This is a genomic window from Nocardiopsis protaetiae (assembly GCF_045446735.1).
GTDB classification, from domain to species: Bacteria; Actinomycetota; Actinomycetes; order Streptosporangiales; family Streptosporangiaceae; genus Nocardiopsis; species Nocardiopsis protaetiae.
Genome location: NZ_JBJJBV010000198.1, coordinates 1 through 12611, shown reverse-complemented (window position 1 = coordinate 12611; position 12611 = coordinate 1). Strand labels below are relative to the sequence as shown.

Annotated in this window: 10 protein-coding genes; 6 read left to right on the top strand and 4 right to left on the bottom strand. The window is 73.5% G+C overall.

Annotated elements, in window-relative coordinates:
* A partial coding sequence (locus ACJOT3_RS25125; protein WP_406975567.1) for a TetR/AcrR family transcriptional regulator occupies positions 1–633 on the bottom strand: 633 nt, incomplete at its 3' end.
* Between the two features lie 148 nt (positions 634–781).
* Between ACJOT3_RS25125 and ACJOT3_RS25120 the strand changes: the two genes are divergently transcribed.
* The 5 genes from ACJOT3_RS25120 (at position 782) to ACJOT3_RS25100 (ending at position 8543) form a co-directional block, all read left to right on the top strand.
* Positions 782–3244, top strand: coding sequence for a beta-glucosidase (locus ACJOT3_RS25120; protein WP_406975566.1), 2463 nt, complete (start codon positions 782–784; stop codon positions 3242–3244).
* Positions 3245–3284: 40 nt separating this feature from the next.
* Positions 3285–4706, top strand: a complete 1422-nt coding sequence (locus ACJOT3_RS25115) for an ABC transporter substrate-binding protein (RefSeq protein WP_406975565.1) — start codon at positions 3285–3287, stop codon at positions 4704–4706.
* The gene (locus tag ACJOT3_RS25110; RefSeq protein WP_406975564.1) at positions 4703–5662 is read left to right on the top strand and encodes a carbohydrate ABC transporter permease; all 960 of its coding nucleotides are present in this window, start codon (positions 4703–4705) and stop codon (positions 5660–5662) included. The genes ACJOT3_RS25115 and ACJOT3_RS25110 overlap by 4 nt, the downstream gene beginning before the upstream one ends.
* Positions 5659–6573, top strand: coding sequence for a carbohydrate ABC transporter permease (locus tag ACJOT3_RS25105; RefSeq protein WP_406975563.1), 915 nt, complete (start codon positions 5659–5661; stop codon positions 6571–6573). Before ACJOT3_RS25110 ends, ACJOT3_RS25105 begins: the two co-directional genes overlap by 4 nt.
* 128 nt (positions 6574–6701) lie before the next feature.
* On the top strand, positions 6702–8543 hold the full coding sequence (locus tag ACJOT3_RS25100; protein WP_406975562.1) for a discoidin domain-containing protein: 1842 nt from the start codon (positions 6702–6704) through the stop codon (positions 8541–8543).
* Positions 8544–8601: 58 nt separating this feature from the next.
* Here the strand turns inward: ACJOT3_RS25100 and ACJOT3_RS25095 are convergent, their stop codons facing one another.
* The 3 genes from ACJOT3_RS25095 to ACJOT3_RS25085 form a co-directional block, all read right to left on the bottom strand.
* On the bottom strand, positions 8602–9420 hold the full coding sequence (locus tag ACJOT3_RS25095) for a hypothetical protein (RefSeq protein WP_406975561.1): 819 nt from the start codon (positions 9418–9420) through the stop codon (positions 8602–8604).
* Positions 9421–9552: 132 nt separating this feature from the next.
* Positions 9553–10671 carry a hypothetical protein gene (locus tag ACJOT3_RS25090; protein ID WP_406975560.1) on the bottom strand — a complete coding sequence of 373 codons (1119 nt, stop codon included), beginning with the start codon at positions 10669–10671 and terminating at the stop codon, positions 9553–9555.
* A gap of 69 nt (positions 10672–10740) precedes the next feature.
* Positions 10741–11676, bottom strand: coding sequence for a helix-turn-helix domain-containing protein (locus ACJOT3_RS25085; RefSeq protein WP_406975559.1), 936 nt, complete (start codon positions 11674–11676; stop codon positions 10741–10743).
* Positions 11677–11797: 121 nt separating this feature from the next.
* Between ACJOT3_RS25085 and ACJOT3_RS25080 the strand changes: the two genes are divergently transcribed.
* The gene (locus ACJOT3_RS25080; RefSeq protein ID WP_406975558.1) at positions 11798–12559 is read left to right on the top strand and encodes an SDR family oxidoreductase; all 762 of its coding nucleotides are present in this window, start codon (positions 11798–11800) and stop codon (positions 12557–12559) included.
* The last annotated feature ends 52 nt before the right edge of the window (positions 12560–12611 follow it).

Sequence of the window (12611 nt, the reverse complement as noted above, 5' to 3'; positions counted from 1 at the left end):
CAGCCGAGCCACGAGCGCGTCGATGACGGTCTCCGTCACCAGGGCCATGTCGACCGCCTCGGGGTCCAGCAGCCACTGCACCTGGAGTCCGTCCATGACCGCTATGACGGCGGCCGCCGCCGCCCCGGCCGGCGAGTGCCCGTCGGGTCCGGGCGCACCGGCCTGCCCGCGCTGGTCGGGGCCGAGCCGGTCCAGGATCGCGTCCTCGATCTCCCGGCGCAGCACCGTGTAGCGGTCCCGGAACCAGCCCTGGGCGGGGTGGTCCTCGGTGGCGCTCTCGGCGGACAGCACCGCGTACAGCTGGGTGGTGCCGGGGCGCTCGGAGTTGCGCTTGGCGGTGGTCACCAGGTGGTCCAGCATCGGGCTGCCCTCGGGCGCGGGGTCGGTGTCGTCGCGCAGTTCCAGCACCGCCGTGAGCAGGTCCGTCTTGGAACCGAAGTGGTGGAGGACGCCCGCCGGGGTGATGTCGAGCATTGTCGCGATGTCGGCCAGCGAGGTGTTGTGGAACCCCTGGGTGGCGAACACGTCGGCGGCCGCGCGCAGGATCTGTTCTCGCCGGTTGACCCGTCGCCGCGGCGGTGGCGCCTGGCCGCCTGATCTGCGTGTGTCGGCCGCGGGGGGTGTCTCACTCATGGCTGTTCTCCACTTCTCGTACCCGTACCGGTCGGGGGCGGGGCCGTGCCGTCAACGTTAGCGACAACTTGTCGGCCCCTCTTGCTTAATGAACATTAAGTAACTAATCTTCCCCTACACGAGACAGAGATCACAGGGCCAGGGGCATATGACTTCAGACCTTCACAGCCGCGTAACCCGCCTCCCGATCGAGGACAAGGTTCGCCTGCTCACCGGCCGCACCGGCTGGGTCCTGCACGGGAGCCCGGAGGCCGGGCTGCTCCCGATCACCGTCTCGGACGGGCCCGCCGGGGTCCGCGGCACCGAGGCCACCCAGGACGAGCACTCCGCCAGCACCCCCAGCCCCACCGCGGTCGCCGCCGCCTGGGACACCGGCCTCATGGAGCGGGTGGGCCGGTTCTTCGCCGCCGAGGCTCGCCGCAAGGACGTCGACGTCGTCCTGGCCCCCGTCCTCAACCTCCAGCGCTCCCCGGTCGGCGGCCGCCACTTCGAGTGCCTCTCCGAGGACCCCCACCTCACCGCCGAGCTCGGCGCCGCCTTCGTCCGCGCGATCCAGTCCGAGGGCGTCGGCGCCTGCCCCAAGCACTTCATCGGCAACGAGACCGAGCACGAGCGCACCTCCTACCGCTCCCGCATCGACGAGCGCACCCTGCGCGAGGTCTACCTGCCGCCCTTCGAGGCCTCCCTGGCCGCCGGGGCCTGGACGGTCATGGCCGCCTACAACGGTGTCGACGACGGCACCGAGTCGGCCACCATGACCGAGCACCGCCGCCTGCTCACCGACCTGCTCAAGGACGAACTCGGCTTCGACGGCGTCGTCGTCAGCGACTGGACCGCGGCCCGCAGCGCCGCGCCCGCCGCCAACGCCGGACTCGACCTGGTCATGCCCGGCCCGCGCGGCCCCTGGGCCGAGGGCGACGCCCTGCTGGCCGCCGTCCGCTCCGGCGAGGTCCCCGAGTCGGTCATCGACGACAAGGTCGTGCGCCTGCTCCGGCTCGCCGGGCGGGTCGGCAAGCTCGACGGCGACACCTCGTCCGCCGTCGACGGCGAGGACGAACGCGTCATCCTCCGTGAGGTGGGCGCCCGCGGCCACGTCCTGCTGCGCAACGAGGACGGCGCCCTGCCGATCGACCCCGCCCGGGTACGCCGGGTCGCGCTCATCGGCCCCAACGCCGTCGACGCCTACACCCAGGGCGGCGGCAGCGCCCACGTCAACTCCAAGTACCTGGTCGGCCCCGCCGAGGGCCTGCGTGAGGCGCTGCCCGCGGACGTCGAGCTGACCGTCCTGCGCGGCGGCGACCCCCGCCGCCTGCTGCCCGTCGCCGCCCCCGAGGCCGTCGCCGGGCTCACCGTCGACCTCCTGGACGCGCAGGGCGCCGTCGTCGCCGGCCCGGAGCCCGACGGCCCCGCCTTCCACCTGGGCGTCGCCGACCCGGCCGCCGAGCGGGCCCGCGTCAGCGCCGAACTCCTGCTCACCGGCGAGGGCGTCCACCACATCGAGGTTGGCGTGGTCGGCCGCCACACCGTCCGCATCGACGGCGAGGTCCGGGCCCGGGGCGGGCACCCGGCCACCGACGCCGAGATCCTGGAGTCCCGGCACAGCCACCCCGACGGCCCCCGCGTCGCCGTGGAGGTCCCCGAAGGGGAGGAAGGCCGCCGGGTCTCCGTCGAACTCGACCTGGAGGTCAGCGACTTCGGCGGGTTCGGCCGGGGCGTCATCGCCCAGCTGCGCCACCGGCCGCCCGGCCCCTCCACCGAGGACGAGATCGCCGAGGCCGTCCGCGTCGCCGCCGAGTCCGACGTCGCCGTCGTCGTGGTCGGCACCAACGACGAGGTCGAGTCCGAGGGCTACGACCGCCCCACCCTCTTCCTCCCCGGCCGCCAGGACGAACTCGTCCGCCGCGTCGCCGCCGCCAACCCCCGCACCGTGGTCGTCGTCAACGCCGGGGCCCCGGTCCTGCTGCCCTGGTTGGACGAGGTGCCCGCCGTCCTGTGGTCCTGGTTCGGCGGCCACGAGTACGGGCACGCGCTCGCCGACACGCTCACCGGCCGCGCCGAGCCCACCGGCCGACTGCCCTGGACCCTGCCCCGCGACCACGACGACGTGCCCGTCCTGGACACCCGCCCGGCCGACGGCGTGCACACCTACGACGAGGGCGTCTTCGTCGGCCACCGCGCCTACGACCGCGACGGCCGCGAACCCCACCGCCCCTTCGGCTTCGGCCTGGGCTACACCACCTGGGAGTTCACCGGGGCGGCCCTGGACACCCCCGGACCCGTCGCCGCGGACCCCGGCGGCGCCCCGGTGGGGCTCACCGTGACCCTGCGCAACACCGGCGACCGCCCCGGACGCCACGTCGTCCAGGTCTACCTGGAGCCGCCCGCCGACCCCGACGGCCTCCCGCGCCCGGTCCGCTCCCTGGTGGCGTTCGCGCCGGTGGCGGCCGAACCCGGGACGGAGACCACCGTCCACCTCGACGTCCCGCCGCGCGCCCTCGCGGTCTGGGATCCCGCAACGCACTCGTGGCGCACTCCGCCGGGGACCTACCGCCTCGCGGTCGGGTCCTCCAGCCGCGCCCTCGCACACCGGCTCTCCTTCGATGTGCGCTGACCACCCTCCACACCTGCACGGTCTTCTCCGAGGAGACAGCATGAAAGTTCCCATCCCCCGCACCGGCCCGGTCGGCACGACCGGGCGCGGGCCCTCACTGCCCGGGATGTCCCGGCGCGGTCTGCTCCGGGTGGGGCTGACGGCGTCGGCCATCGGCTCCGTGGCGGCGCTCGGCGGATGCGCCGCCACGGTCGGCCCGGTCGGCGAGCGCCCCCTCGTCCCGCCCAAGGACCCGGACGAGAACATCACGCTCACCTACTGGACGTGGTGGCCCGCCCTCCAGGCGGTCGCCGACATCTGGAACGCGGAGCACCCCGACATCCAGGTCCGCGCCGTCACCATCCCCGGCGGCCTGGACGGCGGGTACGCCAAGATGTTCAACTCCCTGGTCGCCGGGAACCAGCCGGACCTGGCCCAGGTCGAGTTCTTCCAGATCCCCTCGTTCCTGGTGGAGAACGGCCTGGAGGACCTGACCCGCTACGGCGCCATGGACCACGTCCACCTCTACGACGAGTGGCAGTGGCTCCAGGCGTCCCACATCGGCGGCCACTACGGCATCCCGGTGGACTCCGGCCCGCTGATGTACTTCTACCGGGCCGACAAGTACGAGGAGTGGGGGATCGGCGAGGCCCCCACCGTCTGGGAGGAGTACGCCGAGGCGGCCCGCAAGGTCGCCACCGACACCGGCGGCTCCGAGCACCTGGAGTCCTTCCCCGTCGGCGACGCCGACTGGCTGGCCGGCATGTGCATGCAGGCCGGGGCCCAGTGGTTCAGCACCGAGGGCGGCGAGTGGACGGTGAACTTCGTCGACGAGGCCTCCGTGCGCGTGGCCGAGTTCTGGGAGCCGCTGGTCCACGACAAGGCCCTCAACCTCACGCACGCCGTGTGGACCAACGGCTGGTTCCAGGGGCTCCAGCGCGGCACCATCGGCACCTGGACCGTGGGCAGCTGGGGCGACGCCATCATCCGCGGCAACGACCCCGACAACCCGGGGAGGTGGAAGGTCGCCGGGATGCCCCAGTGGCCGGGCGAGCCCCGCCGCGAGGGCACCTGGGGCGGATCGGCCTCGGTGGTCCTGAGCGGCGCACCGCACCCGCACGAGGCGGTGCGGTTCGCCAACTGGCTCAGCACCGACCAGCGCGCCGTCGACGCCATGATCACCGAATGCGGCATCGGCTGGGCGGCCTCGGAGAAGGTCAACGAGGACTCGGTGCGCAACCAGGGCGCCGACCCCTTCTTCTCCGACCAGAACTACACCGGCATCGTCTCCGACGCCACGCAGCACATCCCCTCCGAATGGGTGTGGGGACCGACCCTGTCCAGGACCAAGAACCACATCGGTGACGCCTTCCGGGCAGCCGTGGCCGACGGCACCTCCTTCGTGGACGCCCTCGCCACCGCCCAGCGGCACACCATCGAGGACATCCGCAACAAGGGCCTGTCGGTGAGGAGCGCGTCATGACCACGACCACGCGCAGTGCGCCCCCCGCGGGGAGGCCGACCGCACCCGCCCCGGCCCGGAGCTCCGCGTTCCGGACCCGGGGGCTGATCCCCTGGGCCTTCCTCACGCCCTTCCTGGCCCTGTTCCTCCTGTGCTTCGTCCTGCCGATCCTCTACGCCGTCTACCAGAGCTTCCTCCAGGTCCGCAGGCACGGCCTGTTCGGCGAGGAGGGGCGCGAGACGGTCTTCGTCGGGTTCGACAACTACGCGCGCGCCCTGGCCCAGGACACGTTCATCGACTCCATCGGCCGCGTGCTGCTGTTCGGCGTCATCCAGGTGCCGGTCATGCTCGGCCTCGCGCTCGTCCTGGCCCTGCTGCTGGAGTCGGCGTCCGCCAAGTGGCCCGGGTTCTTCCGCGCCCTGTACTTCATGCCCTACGGTGTCCCCGGCGTGGTGGCCTCCCTGCTGTGGGGCTACCTGTACACGCCGGGCCTGTCCCCGATCATCGACGTCGCCGGGCTGGTCGGCCTGGAGCTGGACCTGCTGGGGCCGAACACGGTCCTGTGGTCGATCGCCAACATCATCACGTGGCTGTTCATCGGCTACAACATGCTGATCCTCATCGCACAGCTCAAGACCATCCCCTCGGAGCTGTACGAGTCGGCGCGCATCGACGGCGCCGGGCCCTTCCAGATCGCCTGGCAGGTCCAGATCCCGCTGATCCGGCCGGCGCTGGTGCTCACCACGATCTTCTCGATCATCGGCACCCTCCAGCTGTTCGCCGAGCCGCAGATCATCTCCAAGTTCACGGTCAACATCGACTCGGCGTTCACGCCGAACATGGCGGCCTACACCTCGGCCTTCACCGGCAACGACTACAACGTGGCGGCCGCCCAGTCGGTCATCGTGGCGCTGACCGCGTTCGTGCTCTCCTTCGGCTTCCTCTGGCTGGTCAACAGGAAGGACCGTCAGCGATGACCACGACCGGTACCGCACAGACCCCCGCCCGCCGCACGGGCAAGGAGACGGGCAAGGGCATCGCCACCGGCGCGCCCCTGGCCTCCAAGATCCTCGTCACCGGAATCCTGGCGCTGTTCGCGGCGTACTTCATCATCCCGGTGCTGTGGGTCTTCATCACCTCGACGAAGACCACCTCGGACCTGTTCGACTCGTTCGGGTTCTGGTTCGGCAGCGAGTTCGCGCTGTGGGACAACATCCGCGACGTGCTCGCCGTCAACGGCGGCATCTACTGGCGCTGGACGTTCAACAGCATCCTGTACTCGGTGGTCGGCGCCCTGCTGGCCACCCTGCTGGCGGCCGCCGCCGGGTACGCGCTGGCCAAGTACGAGTTCAGGGGCCGCGACCTGGTGTTCGGCCTGGTGCTGGGCGGCGTCCTGGTGCCGGCCGCCGCCACGGCGCTGCCGCTGTACCTGCTGTTCAGCCAGATCGGCCTGGCCAACACCTACTTCGCGGTGCTGCTGCCCAGCCTCATCTCGCCGTTCGGCCTGTACCTGTGCCGGATCTACGCCGACGCGTCGGTGCCCGACTCCATCGTGGAGGCGGCCCGGCTGGAGGGCGCGAGCGAGAGGCGCATCTTCTTCACGCTGGGGCTGCGCATGATGGCCCCGGCGCTGGTGACGGTGTTCCTGTTCCAGATGGTCGGCATCTGGAACAACTACTTCCTGCCGCTGGTGATGCTCGCCGACGAGGAGCTGTACCCGATCACCCTGGGCATGGTGACCTGGCAGTCCTACCAGGGCCGCGACATCGAGATGTACACGAACGTCGTCACCGGCTCGGCGCTGTCGGTCATCCCCCTGATCATCGCGATCATCGTCCTCCAGCGCTTCTGGCGCGGCGGCATGACGGCCGGGGCGATCAAGGGCTGACCCCGGCGGGCGGGGCCCCGGCGCGACCGGGGCCCCGCCACCACAGACCACTTCCTCCCGCATCCGAAACCCCCCAGGAAAGGAAAAGGGAAGTGCACACCAACAAGAGGTCACTGTCCGTGGCCGCAATGGCACTGAGCGCTGTGCTCGGTGTCTCCATGGCCGCGCCCCCCGCGGCCGCCGAACCCCCGTCCACCCTCGCCGCGTGGGACACCGACCGCGCGCACGAGGCCTACCTCGCCGACCCCGCGGCGGCCACGTCCTCCGGCGACGCCGGAGGGGCCGAGGGTCCCGGCGCCGCCTTCGACAACGACCCCGCCACCCGCTGGGTCTCCGACGCGGACGAGGAGGCCTGGCTCCAGATCGACCTCGGTGAGCCGCTGCGCGTCCTCCAGGTCCGCATCGCCTGGGACGAGGCCCGCTTCGGCGAGCGCTACGCCCTGGAGGTCTCGCAGAACGGGTCCGACTGGACGACCTTCTTCGAGGAGAACTCCGGCACCGGCGGCACCGCCGCGGTCCACACCCACCCGCAAGAGGTGTCGGGCCGCTACGTGCGGCTGCGCGGCATCGAGTCCGCGACCGGGACCTACGCCGTCCCGTCGTTCACGGTGCTCGGCGGGACCCCCGCCGGCGGCTCCGCCGAGCGCGCCAACCTGGCCCTGTACCAGCCGACCTTCGGCGACCTCTACCAGCACGCCGGGAACTCCCCGGCCTACATCACCGACGGGGGCGTCCCCGACGGCCTCACCGGCGACGTCAGCCGCTGGTCCTCGGACTGGAGCGCGAACCGCTCCGTGGGCGTGGACCTGGGCGGCCCGGCCGTGATCGACCGGGTGGACCTGCACTGGGAGGCCGCTTACGCGGTCGACTACGAGGTCCAGGTCTCCGACGACCGCTCGAACTGGACCACCGTCCACCGGCCCTCCCCGGCCGAGGTGGAGGCGCGCCGCGCCGACGTGGGCACCCCCGGGCAGGCCGTCGGCGTGCACGACGAGATCGTCCTGGACACCCCGGCGACCGGCCGCTACGTCCGGGTCCAGGGCCTGGAACGGCGCTCCTTCCACAACCCGGCCCCGCACCTGGCCCAGTTCGGGTACTCGCTGTACGAGATCGAGGTCTGGGGCACCGGGGGAGGGGCCGCCGCATACCCGGAGCTGCCCGCGGACCCGGGCGGTGAGTACTCGACGGTGTTCTTCGACGACTTCGACGGCACCGAGCTGAACCGCGACAACTGGCGGGTGGTCACCACCGGCGAGACCATGGGCACCGTCAACGGCGAGTCCCAGGCCTACATCGACTCGCCGGACACGATCCGGGTGGAGAACGGCAGCCTGGTGCTGCACGGCAACCACTGCCCGGGCGGCTGCGTCACCAACGACGCCGGGACCTTCGACTTCACGTCGGGCCGGGTGGACACCTTCGAGAGGTTCGACTTCACCTACGGCCGCGTCTCGGCCCGCATCAAGCTGCCGACCGGTGACGGGTTCTGGCCCGCGTTCTGGCTGCTGGGCAGCAACGTCGACGACCCCGACGTCTCCTGGCCCGGGTCCGGCGAGATCGACATCATGGAGAACATCGGCTACAACGACTGGGCCAGCACCAGCCTGCACGGTCCGGGCTACTCCGCCGAGGGCAACGTCGGCGAGAGCCACACCTACCCCGGTGGCGGCGGCGCCACCGACTGGCACGAGTACTCCGTGGAGTGGACGCCCACCGCGACCCGCTTCCACGTGGACGACGTGCTGGTGCAGGAGACCACCCGGTCCAAGCTGGAGTCCACCCGCGGCCAGTGGGTGTTCGACCACGACCACTACATCATCCTCAACCTGGCGCTGGGCGGCGCCTACCCGGCCGGCTACAACGGCGTGACCGAGCCCTACTGGGGCCTGCCCCAGGAGAGCGTCGACCGCATCGCGGCCGGGGGCGTCCAGGCCGAGATCGACTGGGTCCGCGTGGAGCAGACCGGCTGATCCGATCCACCGTCCGACCCGGGGCGGCGCGCGTCCGCCGCGCGCCGCCCCGGCCCCGTCACCCCCGCGCCGCGCGCGGAACGGCGAGCGAGGCCGCCATCAGTGCCGCCACCGGCTCCAGGAACAGGGACGGCGGAAGCTGCACCGCCGTGGCCAGGACGGCCCCCAGGACCGCGTCGCCGCCGAGGAGGTCCGTACCGACGAGCACCGCGAACACGGACACCGTGTAGGCCGCGAACGGCAGGGCCGCCGAGGACAGCAGGACCAGCAGGGACCGGGTACGCCGCCCCTTCGCCAGCCGCCAGGAGTCACGGATCCCCACACCCAGGGGAGTCCCGTGCAGCACCGCGGTCGGCAGCGACAGGTACACGGCCGCCGCGACGGGCAGGCAGAGCAGGACCAGGACCGCGGAGACCGCGATCCCCGGCAGGGAGAGACCGGACAGCAGGGCGGGCGCGGCGGCCGCGAGGAGCAGCACGCCCGGTACGGCGCCGCTCAGCAGCACCCACATGAGCAGGGCGGGCAGGCGGCGCAGCGTGCCCAGCAGTGCCCCGCCGGGTCCGACCGGGCGGCCCACCCGGTGTCCGAAGCCGAGCAGGACGGCGAACACCAGGAGCATCGGGAGCCCGATCATGCGGCTCAGGCCCGCCGCCAGGCCGATACCGTCCAGCGGGCCCACCGCGGCGGGGTCCACGGGGTACAGCTCCTCGCCGACCATCACGACGCCCAGCAGCACCCAGCCCGGTAGGACGAACACGGCCGCGGCCGCCACCAGGGCCCCGCCGCCGTGCTGGAGCCCCTCGCGGACCAGGGCGAACGTGCGCGGGGGTGCCGGAGTGACAGGTGTCGAGGGCAGGGTTGGAGACGGCAGGGACACGGGGTGCTCCGGGGGATGAAGGGGACGAACGTGATGATGACGCCGCTGGTCCGCCCGGGGTTGCCCGCCCGGGCCTTTCCCGCGGGGCGCGGTCCGGGGCCGCCGGTCACCGGCCTCGGGCGGCCCCGCCGGTCAGGCGTGGGGGGTGCAGGCCGGGGGCGTGCAGGAGGGGTCGGCCGACCCGGGGGCCGGGCCGGTGTCCGGTGCGGGGGTGGTGTGGCGGCCGATCGCGTCGGCGGGGTCCGCGGGCTCGGGCTCGGGGTCCGGGCCGCCGGGGACGCCGCCCTGGCCGGTGTCCGGGCAGCCCGCCTCCGCGCAGGAGAGCACGACCAGCCGCATCGAGTCGGGGCCGGTGGCGGTCACGTCCAGCGTTCCCGGGGTGTCGTCCTCGCAGGAGTCCGCCACCGGGCACACCCGCAGGTACAGGGTGGGGACGCGCTCGGCCGGGCCGGTCCGCCAGTAGGCGTCCACCTGGTGGTCGCCGATCCGGGCGCCCGCCCGGGCGTCCCGGTCCGGGACGGCCAGGTCCACCGCGAAGCGCTGTTCGGCGCCGTCGGACGCCTCGATGTGCACGGTCTGCGGACCGGTCGGGGCCTGCGCGTCCGGGCCCGCCGCACCCCAGGCGGCGCCGGACACCACGACCGTCCCCAGCAGCAGCGCCACCGGGATCGGGGCGGCGATGGGCGGCCGGGCCCCCGTGTGCTCGGGGACCGTGACCTGCGAGCGCAGCCCGCTGAGCAGCGCGCGCAGCCCGCGCGGGGTCAGGGTGGCGGGCAGCACCCGGTGCGGCGGGCGGCCGGTCACCACGGCGACCGGCACGGTGAACAGCAGGGCGGGCAGCAGCGGGAGCAGCGCGGCGGCCACCGCGGCGGTGGGCCAGGGGGCCGGGTCCAGGAACAGCGCGGCCGCGGCCGGGGAGGCAAGGAGCGCCGCCCACAGCAGGACAGCTGGGGCGGCGCGCACCGCGCGGCGGCGGACCCCGGCCGGGTCCGCGCGCCGACCCGCCAGGGCGGCCGCGCCCACCAGCAGGGCGGAGGCGACCGCGACCGGGGCGCCCAGCCCCAGGGCGGCCAGGGCCAGGACGGGCAGGACCGGGGACACCGGGGTCCCCGTCGCCGCCCCCGCCGAGAACGCGGCGCAGGCCGCGGCGGCCGCCAGCCCGGCGGGCAGCAGCGGCGGCACGGCGGCGCGCACGAGGTCGCCGAGCACGGCCGAGGGCCGCAGACGACCGTTCCCGGTGCGACCGTCCATGGCGTTCCCCTCACTCGTGACCCGAAGGAAGATTACACATGCTCTCCGTGATCACGACAGCGCCCGAGGTCACACGGTCCCGGCCGAACGGCGCACCGCCCCCGGGGCCGGGACCTCCACCACGTCCCCCGGCCCGCACGGGGCCCGGCCCGGCCGGAAGACGGGCGCCCCGTCGGGGTTCGGCGGCGCCTGCCCGGGCAGCCGCAGCAGCGCCCGCTCGGTGGCCGACCCCGGTTCCGGGCAGTACAGCATCACCCGCTGGTCCCCGTCCGGAACGTGCAGCACCTGGCACTCGAACTCCAGCGGCCCCACCACCGGGTGGTCCATCCTCTTGGTGAACCCGCGCCGCTCGCGCGCCACCTGCGACTCCCACATCTCCCGGAACCGCGCCGAGGTCCCCAGCAGCGAGGTGACCAGCCGGGTGATGTCCGGGTCCCGCGGGTAGCGGGCGTAGGCGGCGCGCAGGTCCGCCACCGAGTAGCGGGCGAAGCAGTCGGTGTTCTCGTCTTCCCAGTTCGGATCCCGCTCGGGCCGGGAGAACATCCACTCGACGATGTTGCGCCGCTCCCGCGGCAGGCTCCCCATGTCTCCGATGAAGTGCACGGCCATCGCGTTCCAGGCCAGCACCTCGTACCCCGCGTCCAGGACGTAGGCGGGCGTGGCGGGCAGGCCGTCGATCAGGTACCGCACGGCGGTGGACACCTCGCGGTTCGGGGAGCGCGGCGCGGGGGCCTCGGCGTCGGCCAGGCGGAACAGGTAGGCGCGCTCGTCGGCGTCCAGCATCAGGGCGCGGGACAGGGCCGACAGCACCTGCCGGGACGGGTGCGGGCCGCGGGCCTGCTCCAGCCGCACGTAGTACTCCACCGAGATGCCGGCCAGCTGGGCGACCTCCTGGCGGCGCAGGCCCGCCACCCGGCGCCGCCCGGTGTCGGGCAGGCCCGCGTCCGCGGGGGTCAGCCCGGCGCGGCGGGCGCGCAGGAACGCCGCCAGTCCGGTGCGGTCCATGACGTCTCCTCTCCCTCGCCCTCCAGCCTGCCCGATCCCGGACCGGATGACAGTGGTACCGCCGGTACCACGCTGCGGAGTTCCCTTATGCCCGGGCCGGGGGCGGGCGCACGATGGCGGCATGAGCGAGACGAACACGAGGACGGCCCTGGTCACCGGGGCGAACAAGGGAATCGGATTCGAGACCGCGCGGCTGCTCGGCCGGGAGGGCATGACCGTGCTGGTGGGGTCCCGGGACACCGGGCGCGGGACCGAGGCGGCACGCGCGCTGGAGAAGGAGGGGATCGACGCGCACCCGCTGGAGATCGACGTGACCGACGCCGCGGGCGTCGCGGCGGCCGCGGAGCGGGTGGAGCGCGAACACGGGCGCCTCGACGTGCTCGTCAACAACGCGGGCGTGGCCCTGGGCCGGGGCGCTCCCGGGGAGACCGACCTCGCCGCCTTCCGCGAGGTGCTGGAGGTGAACCTGCTGGGGCCGGTGGCGGTGACCGACGCCTTCCTCGGCCTGCTGCGCCGCTCGCCCGCGCCCCGCGTGGTCAACGTGTCCAGCGAGATCGGCTCGATCGGCCTGCTCAACGACCCGCGGAGCCCGTTCTTCGGAATGCTCGGCGGTGTCCCCTACCCCGCCTCCAAGGCGGCCCTGAACATGGCGACCACCCTGTACGCCAGGGCGCTCGCCGACACCGGGGCCAAGGTCAACGCCGCCAACCCCGGCTACTGCGCCACGGACCTCAACGGGAACTCCGGGCCGCGCACCGCCGAGCAGGGGGCGCGGGTGGTGCTGCACCTGGCGACCCTGCCCGGGGACGGGCCGACCGGTGTGCTCTGGGGGCACCTGGCGGGCGCGCCGGACCCGGACGCCCACGGGGTGCTGCCCTGGTAGGAGGGGTGCCTCCCTGGTAGAAGGCGGGCGGCGGGGGCCCGGGAGCGGTGCT